The organism is Streptomyces sp. TLI_55 (assembly GCF_900206255.1).
Classification (GTDB): Bacteria; Actinomycetota; Actinomycetes; order Streptomycetales; family Streptomycetaceae; genus Streptomyces; species Streptomyces aquilus.
This window is the reverse complement of record NZ_OAOJ01000001.1, coordinates 9,011,826-9,038,369: the sequence shown is the minus strand read 5'-3', so window position 1 is coordinate 9,038,369 and position 26,544 is coordinate 9,011,826. Positions and strand designations below refer to the sequence as shown.

Here is a 26,544-nt window from a genome sequence, read left to right as displayed (position 1 = left end):
TTATCGGCGGATGAGCGGACTGCGCACGACGTGAGTGCCGGCAGCGCGGTCGGCTGTGTCGAAGAAGTCCTCCCGGTAGATGTCACGTGGGAAGAGGCGCGCTTTCATCAGGGCCTTCAGCGTGTCGGCGACCATGGCGGGGCTGCCGCATACGTAGGCCACGTGGCCGGAGGCGCGGGGATAGTCCTCGGCCAGCAAGGCGGGGACTCGCCCGCTGCGGCCCTGCCAGCTGTCGCGGGAGAGGGCGGGGCGGTAGGTGAACCAGTCGTGCTCCGCCTGAAGCGTCTCGAACCACTCCGCGTCGTAGAGGTCTTCCTGGGTGGCGACGCCGTGGTAGAGCACCACCTCGCGCTCGGTGCCGGTCTCGACCAGGTGCCGGAGCATCGACACCATCGGAGCGAGGCCGGTGCCGCCGGCCAGCAGGAGAACGGGTTCCTCGCGCAGCGGCCGGAAGGAGAACTGGCCGTACGGACCGGAGAGTGTGACCCGCTCCCCCGCACTCAGCGTCTTGAAGATCCAGCCGTCGGTGCACACCCCGCCCTCGGAACGCTTGATGTGCAGTTCGATACGGCCGCCGTCGGCGGGACTGCTGGCGATGGAGTACGGCCGCTGCTCGTCGCCGGGCACGTCCAGCAGGACGTACTGTCCCGGGTTGAACGCCAGCGGCTCGTCCAGCGTGATGACGACCCGCCGCACGTCCGGGGCGATGTCCTCGACGACGGTCACCTGGCCCGCCCGGTCCCGCACCGGGTGGATGTCCACGCCCTCCTCGACGTCCACCTCGCCCTCCACGACGAGATCGCCGCGGGGGCAGGCCACGCACAGCAGTGCGCAGCCCTCTTCACGTTCGCTCTCCAACAGCGCGTACGGGGAGGCGTCACCGAGGTCGGCGTCGCCCTCGAGGATCTGTGCCTTGCAGGTGCCGCAGGTGCCGTGGGTGCACGCGTGTGGCAGCCAGATGCCCTCGCGCAGGGCGGCGTCCAGTACCGTCTGGTCCTCACGGCACTCGATCTCCGCGCCGAGCGGCTCGATGCGGACGGTGTGAGTGGTCACTGCGGTTCTCCCTTGCCGGACCCGCGGGTGCGGGACTTCTCGGGCAGCGCCCGCACCCGCGGGTGGATTGCGGTGGCCGCTCAGACCGCGAAGCTGAGCAGAGCCTTGTGTCCGATGCCGAGGTCGGCGAGCGACTTGTCCTGCCCGCCGGTGAGCGGTTCGTCGAACAGCCGCCAGTCGGTGACCGATGCCGGGTCGAAGTCGGGGTCGGACGCGGCCCAGCCATGCACCATCGAGGTGACGAACTCCGCGAACGGCATGTTCTTCGGCACCCGGAAGCAGGCGGCCGAGCAGAACAGCGGGTTGCCCCGCCAGTGCACGTAGACCAGCTGGTCGTCGCCGAACACCTCGGCGCGGTCGGCCGACGGGAACTCGTAGTCGTAGAGCGCCTTGACCGTCATCTCACACCGCCTTGCCGTCGCGGTCGCCGTCGCCGTGCCACGCGGCCCAGGCGAGCTGGTCGGGCGAGCCGGTGTACTCGCCGTTGTCGCCCTCCTGGATGCCGTACCAGGCGAGGACGTCGGGCACGGTGGGGCCGCCACAGTTGCCCTGGTAGATCTGGTGGACGGGGAGCCAGGCCTGGACGTACTTCTCCGGCTCCCGTTCGAAGATCCACTGGCAGCCGTCGCTGCACGTGTGGAAGGTCTCGTCGCGGAATGTGCTGCGCCGGAAGGAGATCCGGGCCGGATTTCCGGGCTCGGTGAAGGCCATCGGAACTTGGCAGACCTGGCACAGCTGCGGCAGTCCCTGGAAGAACACCCGGCCGTCGTCGGCCTCGATCTTCCGGTGCTTCTCCCAGACCGGCCGGTAGACCTGGTCGAAGGAGTCCGGGTACTGCTCGGCGAGCCACTTCATGTGGGCCTCGTCGGGCGTCTTGGTGGTGAAGGCGGCGGCGAACGAGAAGTTGTGCAGGATCTTGTAGACCTGGTGCGAGAGGTGGTCCTTCTCGGCGATCGCGTCGTTCACGTGCCGGGGCGGCTGGATGCCGTAGTACTCCAGGTCGGGGAAGAGCCCGCCGAGCATCTGCTCCTCGAAGTACAGCTCGAATGCCTCGCGCCAGCTCATCACCGGCTTGGGCAGCATGTAGTCCATCATCCCCGCGACCAGCGCGGACATCCGGTACGCCCGCCAGAACCACTTGTCGATCCAGTCCTGGATGATCGGCACGTTGCCCTCGTCCTGCTCCAGCAGGAACTTGATGGCCTCCAGGCCCAGGGTCATGTGCCGGCTCTCGTCGGACTGGGCGGAGAAGCCGAACGACATGGTGGGCATGTCGCCGTTGAAGCTGGCGCCGCTCATGAACGGTACGAACAGCAGGTTGGTCAGCAGGTACTCGAAGCTGAACGAGATGGAGATGAGGAACTCGAACGGCCCGGCGGTCATCGCGTCGTCGAAGAGGGACTTGGGCACCGACAGGTACCAGACCCGGTCGTGCATCTTCGACCAGCTGTGGAAGCCGCCGTAGTACTTGTTGTAGTTGCTGATGGTGTGGATCTGCGTCTGGCAGTGGCGCAGTTCGTCCACGCTCTGGCACAGCGCCGCGAACCGGGGGGCCGGGCCCTCCAAGTGGCGGGCCAGGTAGGCGAAGTGCCGGTGTGCCGCGTACTCCAGGGGCGTGACGCCCTGGATGAACAGCTTGATGGCGTTCAGATAGCTGGCGTCCGACAGCGACAGGTGACCCTGGCTCTGGGCGAAGCCGTCCAGCACGGCGTACAGCCGCTTGTCCTTCTCGGCCTGGTACTTGTAGTAGGCGTCCACGGTCAGCCGGAAGGGGTCCTGCCAGCCGTCCCAGTCGTGGATCTTGATGCCCTCGTAGCGGGTGTGCGGAAAGAGCTGCTCACGGTCGACGTAGCCCGGCTCCCAGTCCAGATCGCGGGTCAGCAGCGCATAGCGCTCTTTGAGCGGCAGCTTGCGGGCCGGCTTCGAGGCGGCCTTCTTCGTCGGCACGCTCATGTCAGTGCTCCCAACTCACGATGATCCGGTCGTCGTCCCACTCGGAGAAGTTGCCGGTGTAGGAGACGATGGCCAGCTGGAACTCGCCGGTCTCCCACTCCCGCCCGAGGCGGGTCTCGACGCTTTCGCGGTTGATGACGATCCGGCCCGCCGCCTGCAGCTTGACGAGGCCGGGAAGGTGACGGAGGGTCAGTTCGGGGTTGTCGTCCTTGATCGCCTCGATCAGGGCCCGGTTCTCCTCGGACTCCTGGAGGTCGATGGCGACCTGGCGCAGTGTTCCGGTGCTCATGCGGCGCCTCCGGTGGTCTTGGTCCATGCGGTGGCGTGGGCTTCCGCGAGGTCGCCGAGCACAGTGGTGCTCGCCGCCTGCGGGAGCGCCTGGTCGATCGCCTCGGTGAGGGCCGCGACCGCGTCGCGTGCCCGGTCGGACCAGGTGGCGGCGATCCGGGTCAGAGCGGCGCGGTTGTCCTCGCCGCGTTCCGGGTCGTTCGCCCAGCAGGTGAGCAGCGCGTCCAGCCACTTGCGCTGGTCGGCGTACCACGTGGCCAGGTGCTGTGCGACCAGGCTGTACGCGCCGGCCCCGCCGAGCAGCGCGGTCTCGTCGAGGTGCTGGTACAGCAGCGGGTAGACGAGTGAGTCGACGAGGTCGACGGCCAGCAGGCCCTCCGCCCAGTCCTCGACGACCATGATCTCCTCGGTCAGGCGGCGCAGTGGCTGGAGGTGCTCGCCGTCAAGCCATTGCCGCTTGGCCTCCTTGAGCGCCTCGGCAGTACCGCCGCCGGCGGCGATCCCGGCCCGGGAGAGCATCTGCGCGTTGCCGATCCGGTCGAACGCGGCAAAGGTGCAGCACTGCTCCAGGGAGGTGCCGTAGGCGAAGCGGGCGCCGGAGACGCTCACCAGCTGGGCCCCGGACTCGTAGTGCCTGAGCGGGACGACCACCGAGGTCAGCACGGTGTGCCACGCCTCGGGCAGCTTCGCGAGCAGGTCGCGCGCCTCCAGGTAGCCCAGCGTCTTGCCGAACTCGTCGTGCAGCGCGGCCCGTTGGGTCACGTACGGCGTGTAGTAGTACTGGCGCGGATCGGTGTAGCTGTACGGATCCGTCAGCCGCAGGGCGGAGAACCGCTCGTCGTACAGCTCTCGGTCCTGCGCCCAGGTGGGCCGGTAGTGGAAGTTCTCCCTCGGCTCGACGTCGAGTGTCGCTTCGAGATAGCGGCTCGCCGGCTGGTCGCCGAGGCGGTCGATCACGTTCTGGTAGGTCTGGCGCCTCGGTTCGAGGACCCGGTAGCGCAGTTCGTATTGCACGAGCTTCTCCTGACGGGCTTCATCGGCATCAGGGACGGTTGCCGCGCTGTTTCAGCGGCGTACGGAGGCGGCGATCAGGCCGAGCAGGAGTGCCTGAAGCTCGTCCTCGCCGGTGAGCCGGCGCGGAACGTCGTCCGGGAGACCGGGGGCGGTGAGCCGGGCGACGGCGGTGCGGCCGGACACGGCGGTCTCCACCCGGGCTTCGGCTTCGCCGCAGCCGATGGTGAAGGACAGGATTCCGGGGCCGGTCGCGTCCACCAGGGTGAAGGCGGTGCCGTGGTCCCGGAGGACCGTGTTCGCCTCGCAGATCAACTGCTCTGCGAGGGACCGGACGACGACCTGCGTGTCGGTGAGGACCGCCACCGGGCCGGCCTGGCTCGGTTCGGTGTCCGGCACGGGCGGTGGCGCCCCGTCGAGCAGGGACATCACGGAAATCATGAACGGCGTCATCGGGCGCTCCTTGGTCCGAGCTGACGTCCGCGGGGCCGCTCGGGCGGTGCGCCACTGCCGCGGCCTGCGGTTGCTCTGAGTGTTACAGCGCCGCAATGACGTGTGAAATATCGGTTACTAATGGATTGATATCCGGGGCGTCATGTTCGGAAGACGTCCTGCTCGATCTACTCGACGTCGAGCCGATCGAGCAGGGACCGGAGTGCCTGATGCCTACAGACCCATGTCCTTCGCGATGATCGTCTTCATGATCTCGTCGGTGCCGCCGACGATCCGGTTGACGCGGTTGTCCGCATACAGGCGCGCGATCGGGTACTCGTTCATGTAGCCGTAGCCACCGTGCAGTTGGAGGCAGCGGTCGATCACACGGTGGGCGACCTGGGTGCAGAAGAGCTTTGTGCCGGCGGCCTCGGCGGGGGTCAGCTCACCGGCGTCGAGGGCCTCCGTGGCGCGGTCGATCACGGCTTCGGCCGCGTCCACCTCGGCCTTGCAGGCGGCCAGCTCGAACTTGGTGTTCTGGAACGTGGCGACCGGCTTGCCGAAGACGACCCGATCCTGCACGTACTGCTGGGTGAACCGGATGGCGGCCTTGGCCTGCGCGTACGCGCCGTAGGCGATGCCCCAGCGTTCGGAGGCGAGGTTGTGGCCGAGGTAGTAGAAGCCCTTGTTCTCCTCACCGAGGAGGTTCTCGACGGGCACCTTGACGTCTACGAAGGCCAGCTCGGCGGTGTCGGAGGTCTTCATGCCGAGCTTGTCGAGCTTGCGACCGACCGAGTAGCCCTCGGACTTGGTGTCCACCACGAGGAGGGAGATGCCGTGGCGGCGGTCCTCCGCCGTCGGGGCGGCGGTGCGGGCGCAGACGATCACGCGGTCGGCGTGCACACCGCCGGTGATGAAGGTCTTGGCGCCGTTGAGGACGTAGTGCGTGCCGTCCTCGGAGAGCTTGGCGGTGGTCTTCATGCCCGCGAGGTCGGAGCCGGTGCCCGGCTCGGTCATCGCGATGGCCCACATCTCCTCACCGGAGACGAACTTGGGCAGGTAGCGCTTCTTCTGCTCGTCGGAGGCGAGCAGCTTGATGTACGGCAGGCAGAGGTTGACGTGGACCCCGGACCCGCCGAAGGAGACACCGGCGCGGGCCGTCTCTTCGTACTGGACGGCCTCGAACTTGTGGGTGTCCAAGCCCGCGCCGCCGTACTCCTCCGGCACGCTGATCCCGAACAGGCCCAGCTCGGCGAGCTTGTAGTAGAACTCGCGCGGCGCCTGGCCGGCGGCGAGCCATTCGTCGTGGACCGGAACGACCTCGGCCTCGATGAAGGCGCGCAGGGTCTCCCGGAACGCCTCGTGATCTTCGTTGAATACCGTACGGCGCACGGACATGCTCCTTCGTCAAAGCTCGCGACCAGCCTCGCGACCAGCTGAGACCAGCGGACGGGCGAGCACACTGAGGGGACCAAGCGCCTGACTAAGCGCTTGCTTTTGCGAGATTACCCGTCGGCCGTCGTGGCAGTACAGAGACCCACGACACGTCAGAGCAGGTCCGGGCCGTCAGCGGGCGGCAGGTCGGCCGCCGCCCAGCAGCCACCGCAGGCGGGGCATCACCCGGGCGAGCAGCGCGGAGTCCTCGCCCGCTCGGGTCGCGACGGCCAGCTCGACCTCCTCGGTCGTGCCCGACAGGGGCCGGTATGTGGCCCCCGTGATGTGCAGGTGCCGCACCGAGGCGGGCACGAGCGCGACGCCGAGACCACCGGCGACAAAGGCAACGAGGGTCGAGGTCTCGGCCACCTCCTGCACCGCCGAAGGATGGAAGCCCGCTCGCTGGCAGGCATCGAAGACGGCGTCATACACCACCGATCGATGCTGGGAGGGGTAACAGATGAACGGTTCGGTCTGCAGCTCGGCCAGCGGCACGCTCTTCCGGCCAGCGAGTTCGTGCCCCTCCGGCAGCACCGCGATGAGCGGTTCCCGACGGAACACCAGCACGTTCAGCTCGGGGTCGCGTACCGGGGGGCGCAGGAAGGCGATGTCCAGGGACCGGTCGTGCAGCGCTTCCACCTGGCGTGGTGTCAGCATCTCCCCCTTGAGCTCCAGCTCGATCCCCGGGAACTCCTCGCGCAGCGCTCGGGCCACCGCCGGCAGCAGCTCGTACGTCGCCGAACCGGTGAAACCGATGGCTAGCTTGCCGACCAGGCCGGAGGCGACGAGCCCTGTCTCGTCCGCGGCGGCGTCCACCGCGGCGAGGATGCCGCGCGCCCGCTCCAGGAACCGGGCACCGGCGGGTGTGAGTTCTACCCGGCGGGTCGACCGAGTCAGAAGTTGTACGCCGAGTTCCGTCTCCAGCTGTTTGATCTGCTGCGACAGCGGAGGCTGGGCGATGTGCAGACGTTCCGCGGCGCGCCCGAAGTGGCACTCCTCGGCGACGGCGACGAAGTACCGGATGTGCCGTAGTTCCATGCTGGGGAGCATAGGTGGGCACTTGACGCCCTCTCTCCGATGCTCCCGGCCCGTACAGGCTGATCAGCGAGGAAGGGCACGCAAAGCCTCAAGCGCCAGCCCCAGATCGGCCAGGGTGCGGGGATCGGACAGGGGGCGACCGATCAGTTCCTCCACCCGGCGCAGCCTGTAACGGACGGTGTTCGGATGCAGGAACATACGCTCCGCCGTGTCCGGCGCCCGACCGCCCGCGGCGAACCAGTGGCCAAGAGTCTCCAGGAGACGCGTCCGGTCCTGCGGGGGCAGAGCGAGCACGGGTTCCAGGACGAGGCGCGCCAGGCGTGTCGCCTCCTCGGGCGCCGCCGCGACGACCATAGCCAGCGGACGGTCGTCGAAGCGGGCCACGCCCGCCGACTCCCCGGGCAGCCCGGTGAGCGCCAGCCGTGCGAACCGCAATGCCTGGGGGGTGTCGCTGAGTGAGTCGAAGAGAGGGCTGATCCCGACCCGGGCGCGGCGCCGCCGCAGGGTCCGCAGGCTCCGCGTCTCGGCGTCCGGCACGGCGAGGGACAGGAGGCCGATCTGCTGATCCGGCAGCAGCCGCCAGGCCGAGGACACTTGAGCCTCGCGCAACGCCGCCTCGATCCCGGGCAACGGTTCCTCCTTCGCTCCGGGAGCCGTGGCCACCACCACCGCATACGGTCCCTCCTGGGGCAGCCCGAGATGGCGAGCCGCGTCGTCGAGGCCGACACGGTCCGCGATGTCACCCCTGCACAGGGCCTCGACCACTGCTGAACGTCTCGCCTCCCGCTGCCGACTCAACTCGGCGGAGGTCTCCCGGTATGCGGTGGCGAGCACCTCCGCGTATCGGCCGAACAGCACCCAGATCTCCGAGGACCCGGCTGACAGCTGCGCCTGATCGATCTCGGGGTGCTGCCGGGCCTCGTCGAGGATCTGCGCCCAGAGGGAGTCGAACGCGGTCCGGTAGGCGTGCAGCGTTTCCGCCAGCGGGACGCCTTGCTCGGCGCGGATCCGCCCGGTCTCGCGTGCCGGGTGTACGTCGGGCTCGTTGCCCTCGGCCAAATACGCCAGAACGACGCGCGCATTGCTTTCGAGGGAAAATCGAAGCGATTCCCTGGGAACAACAGAATCATCGGCGTAGGAATCAACCTCGGCACGAATGCGCACCGCCAACGCCTCACTGATTTCGTGAAGGCGCTCCTGCAGCACCGAAGCGACATCGGAGAGGTCCATCTCCGCAGCTTATGGCGGTGTCCTTGTTCCTGGGAACAAGCAGTCCACAGCGATGCTGTATGTGCCGCCATAGACGCTCATCATTACGGGCGGCAGCATGCCGCCAAGCATCGCTGGGACGCGCGATGCACGTAGTCGCAAGAGGAGACAGGCATGCCCAATCTCGCGGAGTTCCTGGTGGCGACGGCCGCCCGACAGCCGGAGCGCCCCGCGCTGCGGCTGGGAGCGGCGACCATCAGCTACGCGGAGCTGGACGAGGCGAGCGCCCGAGCCGCCGCACTACTGCGCGCCGAGGGGGTCCGGCCCGGCGACCGGGTGGCCCTGATGCTGCCCAGCTCACCCGAGTTCGTCATCCTCTACTACGGCATCCTGCGCGCCGGCGGCATAGTCCTGCCGCTGAACCCGCTGCTCAAGGAGCGGGAGGTCGCCTACCACCTGGGTGACTGTGGTGCCGTGCTGCTCTTCGAGTGGCACGAGGCGCCAGGTGAGGGCGACAAGGGCGCTGCCGCCGCCGGCGTGCGGCACCTGGTCGTCGAGCCCGCCGACTTCGCCGAGCGTCTCGGGCGGCACGAGCCCGATCGCCAGGTCGCCGCGGTCGACGGGGACGACATCGCGGTCCTGCTCTACACCTCCGGCACCACCGGCCGCCCCAAGGGCGCCTCGCTGACCCATGCGAACCTGCGCCACAACACCGAGATCATCGTCACCGACCTGGCCAGGATGGCCTCGGACGACGTGGTGGTGGGCTGCCTGCCGCTCTTCCACATCTTCGGCCAGACCGCCACCCTCAACGCCGCGGTGAAGAGTGGCGCTCTGCTCGTGATCGTCCCCCGGTTCGACGCGGAGACCGTGCTCGACATTCTCGCTCGCGAGGGCGCCACCGTGTTCGAGGGCGTCCCCACCATGTACGCGGCGCTGCTGCAGCACCCCGCTGCCGCGAACGTGGATGTGTCCGCCCTGCGTACCTGCATCTCGGGCGGGGCCGCGCTGCCGGTGGAGATCCTGCACGGCTTCGAGCGCCACTTCGGCTGCATGGTGTTGGAGGCCTACGGCCTGTCCGAGACGAGCCCCGCCGTCTCCTTCTGCCGCCCTGACCGCCTGCGCAAGCCCGGTTCGGTGGGGACGCCCGTCCGTGACGTCGAGGTACGGCTGCTGGACGCCGACGGACAGGAAGTGGCCATGGGCGAGGTGGGCGAGCTGGTCGTACGCGGCCCGAATGTGATGAAGGGTTACTGGAACCGTCCCGAGGAGACGGCGGCGGCCATCTCCGACGGCTGGTTCCGCACCGGTGACATGGCCCGGCGGGACGAGGACGGTGACCTGTACATCGTCGACCGCAAGAAGGACCTGATCATCCGGGGCGGCTACAACGTCTATCCGCGCGAGATCGAGGAGGTCCTGCACGAGCACCCCGCCGTCGCCCTGGCCGCCGTCGTGGGCGTGCCGGACGACAAGCTCGGCGAGGAGGTGGCCGCGGCGGTCGTCCTGCGCCCCGGTGCGCAGGCCACGCCGGAGGAACTGCAGAGGTTCGTCAAGGAGCGGGTGGCGGCGTACAAGTACCCGCGCCGCGTGTGGCTGACCGACTCCCTGCCGACCGGGCCCACCGGCAAGATCCTCAAGCGGGAGATCACCGCATCCAGCGTCTGAGGACACGGGGTGAGGGCCTCCGAGCAGCTGTGGCGGCTCGGGGGCCCTCACGTCTGCCTGGCGACAGCGGTCGGAGCGGGGTGCGGTCGGCGCTATCCGATCCCGCCCGTACGCCCGGCGAACTGGGCGCGTCGGCGGGCCATCCACGCGGCGATCTGGGCCCGCGAGGTGAACCCGAGCTTGGCGAGGATCCGCTCGACGTGACCGTCAGCGGTGCGCTTCGCGATCACCAGCCGATGGGCGATCTCCCGGTTGGACAAGCCGGATTCGATCAGGGCGGCGACCTCCAGCTCCCGCTTGGTGAGTGGCTCGGTGGCATCGGAGCGCCGGGCCACGGCCGTACTCCCCTCGGCGCCCAGGGCCAGATCGATCACGTCCCGCAGGCGCCACCGAGGAACGGAGAGCTCGCCACCCCCGGAACCCGGCAGATCGGGCCGGTGGGCGCAGTGGCGTTCCGCGAACTCCGACACCTGCGGCCCGAATGCGGCGATCGACGTTCCGAGGGAACGCCACACTCGCCGTGCCGCCTCGCACAGGGCGGCCGCGCGGTCCACCTCACCACGGTCGTAGGCCACCCAGGCCAGCAGGTCGGTGCACAGAGCGACGCCGATCCCTTCGGACCGGAGCTGAATCCGCAGTGCCGCACGGGCCGCTCGCTCCGCCTCCTCCAGGTGGCCCAACGTCCACTCGGCCAGGCCCGCAGCCCAGAGGGAGAAGGCGCGGCCGGACCTGTCTCCGTACGTCTCGCACAACGCCACCGTGCTGCGGCTGATCTCCACGGCCTCGGCTGCCTGGCCGGCGCAGGCGAGCGCGGTGGCGAGCATATAGCGAGCGGCGAGTTCCAACTCACGATCACCGCGGTCGCGGTGTCCGTCGACAGCGGTCCGCAAGCCCTGCACCGCGGTGTCTGCGTCTCCGGTGAAGAGCGCCCACAGCGCCCCCCAGTGGGTGACACGCAGCTTCACGCCGGGATCGTCCAGTTCCTCAGCGAGGTCCGCAAGTGTGGTGAGCCACCGTGCGGCGCTGTGGTGGTCCCCCTGGATCAACGCGATCCAGATCATCACCCACACGCCCTCGGCCCGCTCCGGCGACGGCGCGGTGACCGCGGCGAGCGCCGCCTCCATCCGCGTCCGGCCGTCGGCGAGGAACCCTCCGGACAGCCAGTGGTAGCGCAGCCGTGCCATCAGGCGCAGAGCGGCTCGTTCCTCCCCCGGAGTGGAGAGGCTCCACTGCACCGCTGCGACATGGTCCGCGTGCTCCAGGCGCATCCGCTCCAGCAGGCCCTCCTGCCGGGGACCGCACCACTGGTCGAGGACCCACTGGGCCCGGCGCAGCATCACGTCGCGATGTCTGCGCCGCAACTCGTCCGCTTCGCCGGCCTGTACGGCGTGTTCGGCCGCGATCTCACGGACCGGAGCGAGCAGGCGGTACCGCATGGTGCCGGCGTCGCGCTCGGCGAGCAGGATGGACTGCCCGACCAGACGCTCGATGGAATCGACGACGTCGTCGGGGTGCAGTTCGCCAAAGGCACAGACCTCTTCAGCGAGCTCAAGATCGAAGGTCGCGGGAAACACCGACAAACGGCGCCAGAGGATCTGCGCGGTCTGCGGGCAGAGCTGGTAACTCCAGTCCACCATCGCCCGCAGTGATCCGTGCCGCGACCGGGACTCGGCATCCAGCGCGGTCAACGACGCCAGTCGTCGGCCGAACCGTTCCACCACCTGCTCGACGGTCAGTGCTCGCAGCTTCGCTGCTGCCAGCTCGATGGCCAGCGGCATGCCTTCCAGCAGTCGGCACAGCTCGACCACGGCCTCAGCGTTGTCCTCGGTGACATCGAACTCGGGATCGACGGCACGCGCCCGCTCCACCAGCAGGCTGACCGACCCGTCCGCGATCAGCTGCGCAGCCGGGGTGGCCGGTTCGGGCACGCTCAGTGGCAGCACCGGCCGCAGCACCTCTCCCTCGACACCGAGGGGTTCCCGGCTCGTGGCCACCACGCGCAGCTGCGGAGCCTCGCGCAGCATGACCGGCACCGCCGCCCGCACGGAATCCAGCACGTGCTCGCAGTTGTCCAGAACCAGCAGCAGTTTGCGGTTGCTCAAGAAGGACAGCAGCTTCTCACGCGGCTGCGTGGCGGACTGATCGTTGACGTCCAGGGCGCTGACCACCGCGGACTCCACCTCCGCGCCCCCTGCACCGATGCTCAGATCGGCCAGTCGGACCAGCCACGCGCCGTCGGGGAAACCGTTGCGAGCTCGATAGGCCAATTCCAGGGCCAGCCGCGTCTTACCCACACCGCCTGCCCCGACGAAGGTCAGCAGCCTGGATTCGGAAAGTGTCCGCTGTGCGACGTCGAGATCGCTCCTGCGCGCGATCAAGCGATTCAGAGACGGACCGACCCGGTTCCCTCCTCGTTGAGAGGCCTGGGCGCTAGTCATGCAGAGATCCTAGGCGAGTCCAACCCGAACACCACACCCTCGCGGGTGTGATCAATTCTCGCGAACACCGGCGATCGCAGCCTTCGGCCCCGCCCCGGCGGCGGCCCGCCGGGCCTCCGTCTCTCCGGTGACGTGAACATCGGGTTCACCAGGGACCTGGGCCGTCCCGGTCCGATGAGTGATGGTCGCCGCCCTCAGGTTCGCCAAGAGCCTCGGCACCTGACACCGCCGGTGAGCACGGGTGCGCCGGCGGTGCGCAGATCAGCCCTCTCACAGCCGCCGCACGTTCATTCCCCCGTCGATCACGGTGGCGGTGCCGTTGACGAACGAGGCGCCCTCCGAGGCCAGGTAGGTGGCCAGCGAAGCCACTTCCCCGGGTGTGCCGAGCCGTCCCTGCCCCAGGGTGATCAGATCCTTCAGCGGCGTTCCGCTGGCGGCCTCGAACTCTGTGAAGGCGCGCTCGATCATGGGGGTCTCGATGAAGCCGGGACAGATCGCGTTGGCTCGCACGCCAAGGTCGCGCAGCTCAAGCGCCATCACCTCGGTCATGCGCACGACACCGGCCTTGACCGCCGCGTAGGCGCCGAGCAGGGGGAACCCGACGACGCCGGCCAGCGAGGCGAGGTTGACGATCGCGCCGCCGCCGTCCGTCAGCGCGGGAACCGCGTGCTTGTAGACCAGCCAGGTACCCCGCAGGTTGACCGAGTACATCCGATCGAACTCGTCCTCGGTCAGTTCGTGGAGGAGACCGAAGCACTCGACACCGGCGTTGTTGACCAGCACGTCGAGTCCGCCCAGGGCACGCGTGGCCTCGGCGACCGCCGCGGCCACGCTGTCGCCGGAGCGGACGTCGCAGGTGACGCCGACGGTGTCGTGGCCGATCTCCAGAGCTGCCTTGTCGGCCCCCTCGATGTCGGCGATCACGACGCGGGCACCGGCGGCGACGAACGCTTCGGCGACCGCCCGGCCGATGCCCCGGTGCGCGCCGGTCAGCAGCGCACGCTTGCCCTCCAGAATTCCGGTCATGCTGTTTTCCTCTCCGGTCTGCGTCATGGTGATCGTGCTGTGGTGATCCGCCCTCGCACGCCGGACGGTGGCAGGTGTCCCTGGCGTGCGATGAGCGAGCGTCAGAAGCGGTGCCCCGTGGGCATCAAGCCATCGATGCCGCGCGGGGCACAGGCCCGGCCAGGCGCCGGGCAAGCAATCGGCACACGTCGCTCACGGCTCGTGCGCCGTGAACGCGCCGGGCCTGCTCAGCCGAGGAGCGCTTCGGCCTTCTCCGTCCCGGCCTTGGCCGACAGCAGCGGCGCGAGGAAGTCGCTGATGGCGTCCTGGATCTCGGCGGCGCGAGGGATCGAGCCGGAGAGGATGAACGTAGTGTGGATCAGACCGTCGAGGCGCTTGCAGACGGTCGGCACACCGGCTTCCGTCAGCGCTCGCGCGTAGTCCTCGCCCTCGTCACGCAGCGGATCGATCTCCATGGTGACCACGAGTGCGGGCGGCAGGTTCGACAGGTCCTGGGCATGTGCCGGGGCGGCCCAGGACGACGTCACGTGGGCAGGATCGCCGAGATACCAGGCCGCCATGCGCCCGCCCAGCTCGGTGGAGATGACCGGGCCGCGCGCGAAGATCCTGCGGGACACGGTGTCAGCCGTGAAGTCGGTGGGCGGAGTGACGAGGACCTGGGCGGCAAGGCGCGGTCCGCCCTCGTCCCGGGTGCGCAGCGCGGCCACCGCGGCGAGGTTCGCACCGGCGCTCTCGCCACCCACCGCGATCCGCTCCGGGTCGCCGCCGTACGCGGCGATGTTCTCCGCCGCCCAGCGCAGCGCCGCCATCGTGTCGTCGATCGCCGCCGGGAACGGGTGCTCGGGGGCGAGCCGGTAGTCCGGGGACACGACGAGAGCGCCGAGGCGCCGGGCCAGGGACGCGCAGGGCTCGTCGTACAGGTCCAGGCTGCCGGCGACCCAGCCGCCGCCGTGGAGGAAGACGACGACGGGCAGCGGGCCCTCGACGGGCGGCCGGTACAAACGCACCGTCCGCTCACCACCGTCGGTCTGGTACTGGGTGTCGGTGATGCCGACATCCGAGGGAACCGGCAGTTGCAGGTGCTTGAAGGTCTCGATGGCGCCTCGGATCTCCTCCAAGGAGGACTCCTCGAGCGACTTGGCGCCCATGTTCATCAGGCCGGCGAGGAGGAAGACCGCCGCACCGTCGATCTTGATCGAGTTCGGCAGGTCTCGCGCGTCCCCGTCGAGCGAGAAACCGGCGTACTCGGTCGCCTGGACCTCCGCGCAGATGGCGCGGTACATCGGCGCACCGGTGAACAGCGAGAGCGGCCTCCGCGGCTTGCCCGGAATGTTGTCGCCCATGTACCAGGTGACCGCCTTGGGGAACAGCGTCACCTCGGCGACCTCCGCGACCACCTCGTTGTACCGGTCCTCGGCCGCGGCCGTCACCTCGGCCGTCCGGTGACCGTGCGCGTCCGTATAGGCGATGAGGTCGGCGATGAAGTCGACGCTGTCCTCGATGGCGATCGGGTTGTTGAAGAGGGCCGCCGCGCCCTGCGGCCCGTTGACGTGGAACAGGTTCGGGAACCCGTGGTTGGCCATACCGATGTACGCGCGCTGCCCGTCGGCCCAGTGGTCGATCAGTTTCCGGCCGTCGCGGCCCACCACGCCCATCCGCATCAGGGCGCCCGCGCCCACGTCGAAGCCCGTGGCGAGCACGATCACGTCGAACTCGTATTCCTGGGCCGTGGTGGCGATGCCCTTCTCGGTGATCCGCTCGATCGGGGTCGTCTTGGCGTCGACGAGACGCACGTTCGGCAGGTTGAACGTCTCGAAGTACTTCGTCTCGAACGTGGCGCGCTTGGCGCCGTACGGGTGCCCCTTCGGAGTCAGCAGTTCCGCGGTCTTCGGGTCCTTGACCCGCTCCCGGATCCGGTCCCGGATGTAGTCCGCCGCCGTCTCGTTGGCGGCCGGATTGAAGATCAGGTCGAAGTAGGTGGACGCGAGCATCCGGAAGCCGCCGCCGTTGTAGTACGTGTCGTACGTCTTGCGGCGTTCCTCGGGGCTGTCCGCCATCGCGGAGCGTGTGGCGCGCGGGTACGCGGCGCCGGCCAGGCTGTTGCGCGACTCCTCCCGCAGCCTCGGGTAATCGGCGACGGTCTGCTCGAACTCCTCATCGGTGAGCGGACGGTTCCCGAGGGGACAGGCGAAGTTCGCGGTCCGCTGGAACACGGTCAGTTCGGCGACCTGCGGGGCGATCGTCTGGATGACCTGGATACCGGTCGAGCCGGTGCCGATCACGGCGACACGCTTGCCGGCCAGCTCGACGCCGTCGGCCGGCCACCGGCTGGTGTGGACGACTGTGCCTCGGAACGTCTCCTGGCCCGGGAAGTCGTTCGGCTTGTTCACCGAGAAGGCGCCGGCCGCGTTGATGAAGAACCGCGCGATGGTGACGCGGCCGTCGTCCGTGCCGACAACCCAGCGCTGAGCGGCGTCGTCCCAGACCGCAGACGTGACGCGCGTGCTGAACCGGTAGCTGCGGCGCAGGTCGAACCGGTCGGCCACATGCTCCAGGTAGGCCAGGATCTCCGGCTGCGCGGCGTACCGCTCTTTCCAGCGCCACTCCCGCTGCAGGTCCTCGTCGAAGGAGAAGGAGTAGAAGATGCTCTCGAAGTCGCAGCGCGCGCCGGGGTACCGGTTCCAGTGCCAGACGCCGCCCGGCCCCGAGGCCGCCTCGAAGGACTGAACCGACAGGCCCTGCTGGTTGCGGAGGCGGTGGGTGGCGTAGAGGCCGGAGAAGCCGGCACCCACGATGACTGCGTCGACATGTGTTTCGTCCATGTACCGACTCTGGGTTCAGCACGTTGCGAGGGCTACGGGTAGGGATACCTGATGGCATACCTGATCCCCTACCTGTCTTCTGTCGGGACGGTCGGCTGCGGCGACCCGGTTCAGTTGCGAAGCCGCTGGTGAACGGGGTGAGCAGCCGGATTCGCGAGACTCCGTCGATCTTTTGCAACTGATTGCATAAACGTTCCGGGGTCATAAAACTGCTTGCATGCCGCAGCACGACTCAGGAGCAGGAGCCCTGCCGATGTCCCCTTACCCTCACTTGCTGAGCCCGCTCGACCTGGGGTTCACGACCCTGCCGAACCGTGTCCTGATGGGCTCGATGCATCTGAGCCTGGAAGAGGCCGAGCACGGTTTCGAGCGGATGGCCGCCTTCTACGCGGAGCGGGCCCGCGGCGGCGTCGGGCTCATCGTCACGGGCGGGATCGCCCCGGATGAGCGAGGTCGGGCCTTCCCCAGAAGCGCCAAGCTCACCACCGAGGCTGAGGCCGAGCAGCACACGCTCGTCACCGAGGCGGTGCACCGCGAGGGGGGCCGGATCGCGATGCAGATCCTGCACACCGGCCGGTACGCCTACCACCCCGATCTGGTCGCCCCCAGCGCGCTCCAGGCGCCGATCAGCAGATACGTGCCGCATGTGCTGACCGATGACGAGATCGAGGAGACGGTCGAGGCGTTCGTCCGTGCGGCCGCACTCGCCAGGACGGCCGGCTACGACGGCGTCGAAATCATGGGGTCCGAGGGCTACCTGATCAACGAGTTCATCGCCCCGGCCACCAACCACCGCACCGACCGCTGGGGAGGCACCTACGAGAACCGGGTCCGGTTCCCCCTGGAGATCGTCCGTCGCGTGCGCGAACGGGTCGGCCCCGACTTCATCCTCATCTACCGCCTGTCCATGCTCGACCTCGTCCCGGACGGCAGCACCCTGGACGAGGTGGTCACGCTCGCCAAGGCGGTGGAGGCGGCCGGCGCCACGATCATCAACACGGGGATCGGCTGGCACGAGGCACGCGTCCCCACCATCGCGACCTCGGTGCCGCGCGGCGCGTTCTCATGGATCACTCAGCGCCTGAAGGGAGTCGTCTCCGTCCCCCTGGTGACCAGCAACCGCATCAACACCCCAGAGGTCGCGGAGGAACTGCTGGCGGAAGGCAGAGCGGACATGGTCTCGATGGCCCGTCCGTTCCTTGCCGACCCGGACTTCGTCGCCAAGGCACGCGCCGGACGCCCTGACACGATCAACACGTGCATCGGCTGCAACCAGGCGTGCCTGGACCACGGCTTCAGCGAGAAGACGATCTCCTGTCTGGTCAATCCGCGGGCCGGCTACGAGACGGAGCTGGTGCTGTCCCCGACGCGCCGCCGCAAGCGCGTGGCCGTGGTCGGGGCAGGTCCGGCCGGGCTGGCGGTCTCGGTGACGGCCGCCCAGCGCGGCCACGACGTCACGTTGTTCGACGCCAACGACAAGATCGGCGGCCAGCTCAACATCGCCCGGCGGGTCCCGGGCAAGGACGAGTTCAACGAGACCCTGCGCTACTTCCGCGTCCAGCTCGACGAACACGGCGTGGACGTCCGCCTCGGCACGAAGATCACCGCCGAGGCGCTGGCAGAGGGCGCCTATGACGAGGTCGTCGTCGCGACGGGCGTCGCCCCCCGCATTCCCGACATCCCGGGCCGGGATCGCCCGAATGTCGTCAGCTACCTGGACGTGCTACGCGACCAGGTGCCGGTGGGCGAGCGGGTGGCGGTCCTCGGGGCGGGCGGTATCGGGTTCGACACCGCGCTCTACCTGACCGACCCGGGCGACGAGGCCAGCCGCCGTCCGGACGTCTACTTCCGACGCTGGGGCGTCGACACCGAATACCGCACGCGTGGCGGACTGGGGCGCCCTGAGCGGCCCACGGTGCCGCGTACCGTTCACCTCCTCCAGCGCAAGACCAGCAAGGTCGGCGCCGGTCTGGGCGCGACCACGGGGTGGATCCACCGGGCCGAGCTGAAGCACCGCGGGGTCACCATGGTCGCGGGAGTGACGTACCGGCGCATCGACGATCAGGGCCTGCACGTCACGGTCGACGGCGAGGAGCGAGTGATCCCGGTCGACACGGTCGTCCTGTGCACGGGCCAGGAACCCAACCGAAGCCTCTACGAGGAACTGCGTGAGGCCGGGCTGCCGGCCCACCTCATCGGCGGCGCGGACCTCGCCGCAGAACTCGACGCCAAGCGGGCGATCCGCCAGGGCACGGAACTGGGGGCGACGCTCTGACGCCGAGCCGTCTCGGTACTCCGGCCGGTCCGCGATGTACCTTCGGCGACTTCGCACCTCGACGACCGCGTCATGGGATCAGTTCGTCAAGCTCCTGTTCCGCCCAGATCGTCTTGCCGGTCATGGAATAGCGGGTGCCCCAGCGGCGAGCGAGCTGGGCGATCATGAAGAGCCCACGGCCGCCTTCGTCGAAGGTGCGGGCCCGGCGCAGGTGAGGGCTGGTGCTGCAGCCGTCGGAGACCTCGCAGATCAGACTCCGTTCCCTGATCAGCCGGAGCCGGATCGGCTCCGCGCCATAGCGAATCGCATTGGTCACCAGCTCGCTGACCCAACGAGCCACCGGTCAAACAGTCACATGATCGAGCAGGCGCGTCCTCGGAGGCCTAGTGCTCCGCGTCGTAGCGCTCCCGTGCCTCTATGTCGGCCACCGCCTCGTGGGCGGTGGCCACCGTCTTGTCCATCAGGCCACTTCCTCGCCGGCCGCGACCCGCAGCACAAACTGACGGTCGCCGAGCAGCTGGAGGCCGCGCTCTACACCGACGCCCTGGTCGTCCTCGCCGCCACGCGCACCCTCCCGCGGATGGAGCCGCCCTCCGGGCTGCTGATGAGCGCCATGCATCACGGCGTCCCCAACCGGCATTGGACCGCCCCGGAGCCGGTCACCAATAGTGCTGGGCATGGGCGCAGACGCCGTGACGGAGGTTCGCCGATGACCATCTCCCCACCACCCGGAACCACCGAGCCGGCCCGTGCCGCCTCGCCGTTGACGATCAGCGAGCAAGGCGCGTTCTGGGTCGGTGTCGGACGCAAGCCGACCGAGGCCGGGACCGCCGCCGAGGCCGCGATGTACGTCCAGTACCAGATCCCGGCCGATCTCCGGCATCCGCTGCCTGTGGTGATGGTCCACGGGGGCGGCGGCCAGGGCACGGACTACCTGTCGACGCCGGACGGGCGCCCCGGCTGGGCCACCCGGTTCCTCCAGGCCGGTTTCGCCGTGTACGTGGTCGACCGTCCAGGTCACGGGCGCTCCCCGTACCACCCCGACGTCCTCGGGCCCATCGAGGGCGCGGCGCCGACGTACGAGTTCATCCGCTGGCTGTTCTGCGACGGGGCGGGACGACCCGGCAGCCAGTGGCCCGGCAGCGGCGAGGTCGGCGACGACTCCGCGCTGGACCAGTTGATGGCGAGCCAGGGCCCGACCCTGCCCACCTTCGCCGAGAACGAGGAGCAGATGCGGCGCTGCGGGGCCGAGTTGCTGGACCGTATCGGACCGGCCGTGCTGATCACCCACTCCATGGGGGCGCCGTTCGGCTGGCTGGTCGCCGATGCCCGGCCCGGACTGGTGAAGGCCGTTGTCTCCATCGAGCCGATCGGGCCGCCGTTCATCGAACTGCCCGGCCTCGGAAAGCTGGAGTGGGGGCTCACCGCGGCCCCGATCGCTTACGATCCGCCGGCGCGGAACCCGGAGGAACTGCGTCTCCGGCTGCGCGAGGCCGGGGGCGACGGGCTGCAGGACTGCCTCGTCCAGGACGAACAGGCCGGCCCCGTGCGGTCCCTGCCAGGGCTCCAGGGCTTCCCGATCGCCGTGGTCGCGGCCGACACCTCGCCGTTCGCGCCGTTCCAACACGGTGTCGCCGACTACCTCGCCCAGGCCGGTGCCGACGTCGAGTTGCTGCGCCTGGCGGACCTGGGGCTCATGGGCAATGGTCACCTGCCCATGGGCGAGAAGAACTCCGACGACGTGGCCGAGGCACTGATGAGCTGGCTGGACAAGCGACTGGCGGCAACCGAGGAAACGTCCCGATGACAACCGTGCCGACTGTCGAGACCGAGGTGCTCATCGCGGGCAGCGGGCCCGCCGGAGCGAGCGCCGTACTGGCCCTGAGCACCTATGGCGGGCCGCACCTCATGGGCACCCACTACTCACCCCCTCACGGACACACCCCGGGCGCACATCACCAACCAGCGCACCATGGCAGTGCTGCGTGACCTGGGTGTCGAAGAAGATGTGATCGCCCAGGCCACCCCGCGGCACCTGATGGGCAACACCGTCTTCCGCACCGCCGTCGCGGGTGAGGAGCACGGCCGGCTGAGGTCCTGGGGCAACGAACCGCTCGTGCAGGCCGCGCACGAACTGGCGAGCCCCACCCGCATGTGCGACATGCCGCAGCACCTCATGGAACCGGTGCTCGTGAACGCGGCCGATGCGCGTCCTCTTCCGGTCGGGTGCCGTCCCGGACGCGGTGCCCGACGAGGTCGCGCTTCTCGGCCTGCGCCGCGTCCTCGTGCTGTGCGACGACCATGGCCTGGACACGGCCCGTGCCGTCGCCGCGTCTCTCGGCGACGCCTGCGCCGGGCTGCACGCAGGGGCGGTGACGCACGTCCCGGTGGAGGTCGCCGACCTGGCCGTCGAGGCGGCTCGCGAAGTCCGGGCCGACGGCTGCGTGGCGGTCGGCGGCGGTTCCGTGACCGGCCTGGCCAAGGCCGTCGCGCTCAGCACCGGACTGCCGTACGTCGCCGTCCCGACGACGTACGCCGGATCGGAGATGACACCGGTCCGGGGCCTGACCGAGGGCGCGGTCAAACGCACCGGGCGCGAGCCGAAGGTGTTGCCGCGCAGCGTCGTGTACGACCCGCTGCTCACGCTCACCATGCCGCCCGTGGGGTCTGCGACGAGCGGTATGAACGCGATCGCGCACGCCGTCGAGGCTTTGTACGCCCCGGACTCCACTCCGATCGTCTCCCTCATGGCGGAGGAGGGTGTGCGGGCGCTGGCCGCGGCCCTTCCCGAGATCGTCGCCGACCCCTCGGGGCATGACGCGCGCAGCCGCGCGCTGTACGGAGCGTGGCTGTGCGGTGCCTGTCTCGGCGCGACCACCATGGGGCTGCACCACAAGCTCTGCCATGTGCTCGGCGGCACCTTCGACCTGCCGCACGCCGAGAGACACGCCGTCGTCCTGCCCCATGTGCTGGCGTTCAACGCGCCTGCGTTCCCGAGGCACTGGCGGCGCTGCGCCGGGCGTTCGATGTCCCGGATCCGGTACGGGAGTTGCACAAGCTGGGCGAGCGGCTGGGCCTCCCGCGATCGCTCGCCGACCTCGGCCTGACCGCCGCCGACGTGGACCGTGCGGTCGACGTCGCTCTCGGGGCGCCGTACGCGAATCCCCGGCCTCCGCCGACGATCTGCGCGCCGTCCTGCACACGGCCTGGGCGGGCGAGCCGCCGTACGGCGGCTGACCGCTTCTACCGGGCGAGTTCGGCGTACGGAACGCCGCTCGCACGTCGGGCCACCCGGCGTGCGACCTCGGCGAACGCCGGGGCGGCGGGCGAGTGGCCCGTCTCCGGATAGGCGACCGCGGCCACCGCGCTGAGGGACTCTTTCGGAGCGACGGCCTCCACTCCCGGGTGTGGCGGGAACATCCGGGCGCCCGACAAGGGGATCAGTCCCACCATGCGCTGGTAGGCGATCTTCGAGGCCATGTCCAGGGCCGAGCGGGCGTGGGAGCCGACTGTCGGGGCGTCGTCGTCGCTGTGGCGTCCCCCCACCCACAAGTCGTCGCCCGGGTGGGGGGTGACCCAGGGCTGGTCGTAGACCTCGGTCATGTCCACCGCGGCGGCCGAGGCCAGCGGATGCCCCTTCCACAGCGCGAGGGAAACGGGCTCGGTGAAGATCGGTACGCGTGTCAGGCCCGGCATGTCGACGTTCAGACACAACAGCGCCACGTCGCACTCGCCGGCCAGCAGCGGGGCTTGCCCCTGGTGGAAGTCCGCTTCGTGCACCCGGATCGTGGCTCTGGGATACCGCTCGCAGAACGCCTCGATGACCGGATGCGTCAGCTCCGCGAGGGCCACCCCGTAGAGCGCGACCCGCACCTCGTCCCGCCGCCTGGCCCTGATGGCGCCCGCGGCGGCGGCGAGCCGGTCGGCATCGGCCAGCACCTCGCCCGCCCGTTCGAGCAGCTCCGCGCCGTCGGCGGTGAGCGCCACATGCCGTTTGTCGCGGTCGAAGAGCTGGATGCCCAGCTCACGCTCGAGGGCGGCGATCGAGCGCGTCAGCGCGGGCTGGGTGAGGTGCAGACGCTCGGCGGCGACCCGGTAATTCAAGGTCTCGGCGAGCGCCGAGAAATGGCGCAGGCTCCGGAGTTCCACTCAGCCCTCCAGAAAGGCGTGGTCCACGGCGTTGTGGTCCGCGCCAGGTTACAGCGCGCTTCCCCGCACGTCACCAGGCAGAAATGTGCGGCATTCCCGTCACCCCAGCCGACCTGCTGTGATGCACGGCACTCATCAAGCCCCCGGTTACCGGCATTGGACGGTCCTCCGCCGCGCTGCCAACACTCGCTTCAGGCCGACCCAGAACATCAGTGGATGGGGTGCGAATTGTCCGAGACAACCGATGCAGCCGAGAAAATCATCGAGATTCCGCAGCCGGAGCCGGACCTGACACCGGAGGAACTGGTGCGCCGGGCCGCCGGCATGAGGTCCTGGCTACGTGATCATCAGGACGAGACCGAACAGCGGACCGGTATCTCCGAGGACACACACAAGGCGTTCCTGGAAGCGGGTTTCTACCGGTCCCTCCAGCCACGCCGCTTCGGCGGGTACGAGTTCGACCTGCGGACCTACTCCCGGATGGTCACCGAAGTGGCCCGCGGCTGCCCGTCCAGCGGCTGGAACCTGTGCCTGGCCGCCTCCCACAGCCTGGTGGTGGCCGGCCGCTTCCCCGAGAGCACCCAGCGCGAGGTGTTCGGGCCGGACGGCGACTTCCGCGCCCCGCTGCCGGTGGCCCCGAGCGCCACCGCGACGAGGACCCCCGACGGGTACCGGGTCAACGGCCGCTGGGACTACTCCTCCGGAGTCAACGTCTCCACGCACTTCCTGGGTGGCGTGCTCATCATCGACGAGGAGGGCGGCATGCCCACGCCGGGCCTGGTGCTCGTGCCCTCCGGCTGGCGGATGCTCGACAACTGGGGCGAGATCCTGGGCTTCCGCGGCAGCGGCTCCAACAGCGTCGTGGCCGAGGACGTCCTCGTACCGTACGAGTACGTGTCCAGGACCTACGTCGCGGCGAACGACGCCACCGACGGGCCGGGTGTGGAACTGCACGACAACCCCATGTACGCGGGCCGGCTGATGACGTTCTTCAACATCCAGCTGTGTTCGATCGTGGCGGGCACCGCCTGGGCCGCGGTCGACGAGTACCAGCGGATCATCACCACCAAGAACAGCCCGCTGCCGCCCTTCAAGCCGCGCAGCCACGATCCGGAACACCAGCGCAACCTCGGCCTGGCCACGGCCCTGGCCGACAGCGCGCAGCGGATCATCCTGTCGGTCGCCGACGACTACACCGCCTACGCGGCCCGGGGCCTGGCAGGGGGCGAGCCCTTCTCCGAACTGGACGACCAGGCCCTCTCCCTCACGGCCCGGCAGTCCGGCCAACTCGCCTGCCAGGCCGTCGAGATGCTGGCCTCGGCCAGTGGCTCCAGCGCGCTGGCGAACGGCCAGCGCATGCAGCGGTACCTGCGCGACGTCGCCACGTACAAGACGCACGCCAACGCCCAGCACAGCTGGTGGGCCACGGGATACGCCCGCTTGCTGCTCGGCGTGGAGAACCCGGCGTGAACCGGCCGACGTCCGCCGCGACGACGCCCGGCGGCGGCGCGGCGGACGACCCCGGCCGGTTCCGGCACGTGCTCGGCCACTACCCGACGGGTGTCACGGTGGTCACGGCGAAGGAACCCGACGGCACCCCGGTCGGCATGGTCATCGGCTCGTTCACCTCGGTGTCCCTCGACCCCCCGCTCGTCGCGTTCTTCCCCGGCTGCTCCTCCACCACCTGGCCGAGGATCATGGCCGGCGGCGCCTTCTGCGTGAACGTGCTGGCCGCCGGCCAGGAGGGCCTGTGCCGGGATGTCAGCGCCAAGGCCCCCGACGTCTTCGACCGCCACCCGTGGCGCGGCGCGCCCTCGGGCAGCCCCGTCCTGGCGGGCGTCGCCGCCTGGATCGACTGCGACATCGCCGACGTGTGGAGCCTCGGCGACCACTACTTCGTCCTCGGCCGCGTCCGGGAACTCGGGGTGGAGAAGACCGGCGTCTCGCCGCTGGTCTTCTCCCGGGGGCGGCTCGCCCCGTTGCCGCCCCGCCGGGACCACGACGACTCGGCCGACTACACATGGCCCGACTGGCTCTGAGAGCTCTGAGAAGGGAAAGACGCACCATGCGCAATCAAGGGCTCGGCTCGTGGCCCGCGCGGCGCGCCCGCATGGCGCCGGAGGCCACCGCCGTCGTGCACGACGGTGGATCCCTGTCCTACGGAGAGCTGGCCGCCCGCGTGACGCGGCTCGCTCACGCCCTGCGGGCCCTGGGGGTCGGCCACGGCGACCGGGTGGCCTACCTGGGCGCGAACCACCCGGCCCTGGCGGAGACCCTGTTCGCCGCGAACGCGCTGGGCGCCGTCTTCGTACCGCTCAACACCCGCCTCGCGGCACCTGAGTTGGCTTTCATCCTCGGCGACTCGGGAGCGCTGGTGCTGGTGTTCGCGGCTGAACTCACCGACGTCGTCGACGCGTTCAGGGACGACGTCGAGGTGAAGCACTACGTCGAGGTGGGGAAGGCGTACGAGGAGCTGCTCGCGAGCGCGCCGGACAACTCTTTGGACGAGACGGTCGGCCTGGACGACGTGTGCATGATCCAGTACACCTCCGGCACCAGCGGCCGCCCCAAGGGCGTCATGCTGACCCACGCCAACATCGCCTGGAACTGCTTCAACATGCTGCTGGACGGGGACATCGCCTCCGACGACGTCGCTCTGGTGGTGGCACCGATGTTCCACACCGCCGCCCTCAACACCGTCTTCCTGCCGGGCTTCCTCAAAGGGGGGACGTCGGTGCTGATGCGCGGCTTCGACCCGGACAGGGTGCTCGATGTCATCGCCGAGCACCGGGTGACCAGGATGTTCGGCGTGCCCGCGATGTACCAGGCCATGGCCCGGTCGTCGCGGTGGGCGACGGCCGACCTGTCGTCGATCCGGATCCTGCAGTGCGCGGCGGCACCCGTCCCCAAGGCCCTCATCCACACCTACCAGGACCGTGGCCTGACCTTCCTCCAGGCGTACGGCCTGACCGAGACCGCCCCCGCCGCGCTGGGCCTGCGCACACGGGACAGCATCCGCAAGGCCGGCTCGGCCGGCACGCCCTGCTTCTTCACCGACGTACGCGTGGTGCGGCCCGACCTCACCGATGTCGCACCGGGCGAGGTCGGCGAGGTGATCATCGAAGGCCCCAACGTGATGAAGGGCTACTGGCAGTGGCCCGAAGCGACCAAGGACGTCTTCGTGGACGGAAGTTGGTTCCGCTCCGGAGACGCGGCCACCGTCGACGAGGAGGGGTACGTCACGATCGTCGACCGGATCAAGGACATGTACATCTCCGGCGGGGAGAACGTCTATCCGGCCGAGGTCGAGCAACTCCTCCACCAGCATCCCGCGGTCGCCGAATGCGCGGTGATCGGCGTACCCGACGAACGATGGGGCGAGGTCGGCAGAGCGCTGGTCGTGCCCCGCGCGGGCTCCGACGTGTCGCCCGACGACATCATGAACTCACTGTCCGGCCGACTCGCCAAGTACAAGCTCCCCAAGTCGGTCGTCCTTGTGGATACCCTCCCCCGCAACGCCACCGGCAAGATCCTCAAGGCCCGCCTGCGCAGCCAGTACGGCTCAATGCCGGCCCGCGGCGCCGAGGAGGCATGAGGCCAGGGGACCCGAAAACGCACGAATCCAGCACGGTTGAGATGAACGGCTGACCACCACCGCGCCGGCCTTGTCGGGGTGCCGGGCCCGGCCGGGTCCAGTACGGCCGAGCACGCGATCAGCAGCATGCTCACAAACGGGTGACGCTTCCCG

At 69.4% G+C, this 26,544-nt stretch carries 20 protein-coding genes and 3 pseudogenes; 8 read left to right on the top strand and 15 right to left on the bottom strand.

Annotated elements, in window-relative coordinates; genetic code table 11:
• From CRP56_RS41225 to CRP56_RS41185, 9 genes are all read right to left on the bottom strand, one after another.
• Nucleotides 1-1,053, bottom strand: a complete 1,053-nt coding sequence (locus CRP56_RS41225) for an NADH:ubiquinone reductase (Na(+)-transporting) subunit F (RefSeq protein WP_097273010.1) — start codon at nt 1,051-1,053, stop codon at nt 1-3.
• 80 nt (nt 1,054-1,133) lie between these two features.
• Entirely contained in the window at nt 1,134-1,454 is a 321-nt protein-coding gene (locus CRP56_RS41220; RefSeq protein WP_097273008.1) for a phenol hydroxylase subunit P4, read from the bottom strand.
• Nucleotide 1,455: 1 nt separating this feature from the next.
• On the bottom strand, nt 1,456-3,006 hold the full coding sequence (locus CRP56_RS41215) for a YHS domain-containing protein (RefSeq protein ID WP_097273006.1): 1,551 nt from the start codon (nt 3,004-3,006) through the stop codon (nt 1,456-1,458).
• A 1-nt stretch (nt 3,007) separates the two neighbouring features.
• Nucleotides 3,008-3,295, bottom strand: a complete 288-nt coding sequence (locus CRP56_RS41210; protein ID WP_095855690.1) for an MmoB/DmpM family protein — start codon at nt 3,293-3,295, stop codon at nt 3,008-3,010.
• Complete coding sequence (locus CRP56_RS41205) at nt 3,292-4,308, bottom strand: phenol 2-monooxygenase (RefSeq protein WP_097273003.1); 1,017 nt, start codon at nt 4,306-4,308, stop codon at nt 3,292-3,294. The genes CRP56_RS41210 and CRP56_RS41205 overlap by 4 nt, the downstream gene beginning before the upstream one ends.
• A 51-nt stretch (nt 4,309-4,359) precedes the next feature.
• A complete protein-coding gene (locus CRP56_RS41200; protein ID WP_097273001.1) occupies nt 4,360-4,758 on the bottom strand; it encodes a hypothetical protein in 399 nt (132 codons plus the stop codon).
• A gap of 213 nt (nt 4,759-4,971) precedes the next feature.
• The gene (locus CRP56_RS41195; protein WP_097275008.1) at nt 4,972-6,129 is read right to left on the bottom strand and encodes an acyl-CoA dehydrogenase family protein; all 1,158 of its coding nucleotides are present in this window, start codon (nt 6,127-6,129) and stop codon (nt 4,972-4,974) included.
• A 174-nt stretch (nt 6,130-6,303) separates the two neighbouring features.
• The gene (locus CRP56_RS41190; RefSeq protein ID WP_097275006.1) at nt 6,304-7,209 is read right to left on the bottom strand and encodes a LysR family transcriptional regulator; all 906 of its coding nucleotides are present in this window, start codon (nt 7,207-7,209) and stop codon (nt 6,304-6,306) included.
• A gap of 63 nt (nt 7,210-7,272) precedes the next feature.
• The gene (locus CRP56_RS41185; protein WP_097272999.1) at nt 7,273-8,439 is read right to left on the bottom strand and encodes a PucR family transcriptional regulator; all 1,167 of its coding nucleotides are present in this window, start codon (nt 8,437-8,439) and stop codon (nt 7,273-7,275) included.
• Between the two features lie 153 nt (nt 8,440-8,592).
• On the opposite strand from CRP56_RS41185, the gene CRP56_RS41180 reads away from it, so the two are divergent.
• A complete protein-coding gene (locus CRP56_RS41180) occupies nt 8,593-10,086 on the top strand; it encodes a long-chain-fatty-acid--CoA ligase (RefSeq protein ID WP_097272997.1) in 1,494 nt (497 codons plus the stop codon).
• 92 nt (nt 10,087-10,178) lie between these two features.
• Here CRP56_RS41180 and CRP56_RS41175 read toward each other — a convergent pair whose 3' ends face one another.
• From CRP56_RS41175 to CRP56_RS41165, 3 genes are all read right to left on the bottom strand, one after another.
• Nucleotides 10,179-12,524, bottom strand: a complete 2,346-nt coding sequence (locus tag CRP56_RS41175) for an ATP-binding protein (RefSeq protein WP_097272995.1) — start codon at nt 12,522-12,524, stop codon at nt 10,179-10,181.
• 270 nt (nt 12,525-12,794) lie between these two features.
• Nucleotides 12,795-13,550: an SDR family NAD(P)-dependent oxidoreductase gene (locus CRP56_RS41170; RefSeq protein ID WP_097272993.1), complete on the bottom strand. Its 756-nt coding sequence runs from the start codon at nt 13,548-13,550 to the stop codon at nt 12,795-12,797.
• Nucleotides 13,551-13,777: 227 nt separating this feature from the next.
• Nucleotides 13,778-16,372 carry a flavin-containing monooxygenase gene (locus CRP56_RS41165; protein ID WP_097272991.1) on the bottom strand — a complete coding sequence of 865 codons (2,595 nt, stop codon included), beginning with the start codon at nt 16,370-16,372 and terminating at the stop codon, nt 13,778-13,780.
• Nucleotides 16,373-16,625: 253 nt separating this feature from the next.
• Here CRP56_RS41165 and CRP56_RS41160 point away from each other — a divergent pair, with 253 nt between their 5' ends.
• A complete protein-coding gene (locus tag CRP56_RS41160) occupies nt 16,626-18,647 on the top strand; it encodes an NADPH-dependent 2,4-dienoyl-CoA reductase (protein ID WP_097272989.1) in 2,022 nt (673 codons plus the stop codon).
• Between the two features lie 70 nt (nt 18,648-18,717).
• On the opposite strand, the pseudogene CRP56_RS41155 reads toward CRP56_RS41160, so the two are convergent.
• Together CRP56_RS41155 and CRP56_RS47810 are read right to left on the bottom strand one after the other, a co-directional pair.
• Nucleotides 18,718-18,975: pseudogene (locus CRP56_RS41155) on the bottom strand (ATP-binding protein); the annotation flags it as partial.
• A 132-nt stretch (nt 18,976-19,107) separates the two neighbouring features.
• The gene (locus CRP56_RS47810; protein WP_179851245.1) at nt 19,108-19,266 is read right to left on the bottom strand and encodes a hypothetical protein; all 159 of its coding nucleotides are present in this window, start codon (nt 19,264-19,266) and stop codon (nt 19,108-19,110) included.
• Nucleotides 19,267-19,356: 90 nt separating this feature from the next.
• Between CRP56_RS47810 and CRP56_RS41150 the strand changes: the two genes are divergently transcribed.
• The 3 genes and pseudogenes from CRP56_RS41150 to CRP56_RS41140 all read left to right on the top strand — a co-directional run bounded on the left by CRP56_RS41150 (nt 19,357) and on the right by CRP56_RS41140 (nt 21,884).
• Nucleotides 19,357-20,454 (top strand): alpha/beta hydrolase, encoded by a 1,098-nt coding sequence (locus CRP56_RS41150; RefSeq protein WP_179851244.1) that lies wholly within the window; start codon nt 19,357-19,359, stop codon nt 20,452-20,454.
• A pseudogene (locus CRP56_RS41145) lies at nt 20,451-20,859 on the top strand (FAD-dependent monooxygenase); the annotation flags it as partial. The gene CRP56_RS41150 and the pseudogene CRP56_RS41145, both read left to right, overlap by 4 nt.
• Nucleotides 20,852-21,884: pseudogene (locus CRP56_RS41140) on the top strand (maleylacetate reductase). The pseudogenes CRP56_RS41145 and CRP56_RS41140, both read left to right, overlap by 8 nt.
• A gap of 6 nt (nt 21,885-21,890) precedes the next feature.
• On the opposite strand, the gene CRP56_RS41135 reads toward CRP56_RS41140, so the two are convergent.
• Nucleotides 21,891-22,796, bottom strand: coding sequence for a LysR family transcriptional regulator (locus CRP56_RS41135; protein ID WP_101924613.1), 906 nt, complete (start codon nt 22,794-22,796; stop codon nt 21,891-21,893).
• Nucleotides 22,797-23,024: 228 nt separating this feature from the next.
• Between CRP56_RS41135 and CRP56_RS41130 the strand changes: the two genes are divergently transcribed.
• The 3 genes from CRP56_RS41130 to CRP56_RS41120 are packed head-to-tail and all read left to right on the top strand — an operon-like array spanning nt 23,025 to nt 26,391.
• Entirely contained in the window at nt 23,025-24,266 is a 1,242-nt protein-coding gene (locus tag CRP56_RS41130; protein WP_101924612.1) for an acyl-CoA dehydrogenase family protein, read from the top strand.
• Nucleotides 24,263-24,835, top strand: coding sequence for a flavin reductase family protein (locus tag CRP56_RS41125; protein ID WP_097272983.1), 573 nt, complete (start codon nt 24,263-24,265; stop codon nt 24,833-24,835). Before CRP56_RS41130 ends, CRP56_RS41125 begins: the two co-directional genes overlap by 4 nt.
• 26 nt (nt 24,836-24,861) lie before the next feature.
• The gene (locus tag CRP56_RS41120) at nt 24,862-26,391 is read left to right on the top strand and encodes an acyl-CoA synthetase (protein WP_097272981.1); all 1,530 of its coding nucleotides are present in this window, start codon (nt 24,862-24,864) and stop codon (nt 26,389-26,391) included.
• Nucleotides 26,392-26,544: the final 153 nt, after the last annotated feature.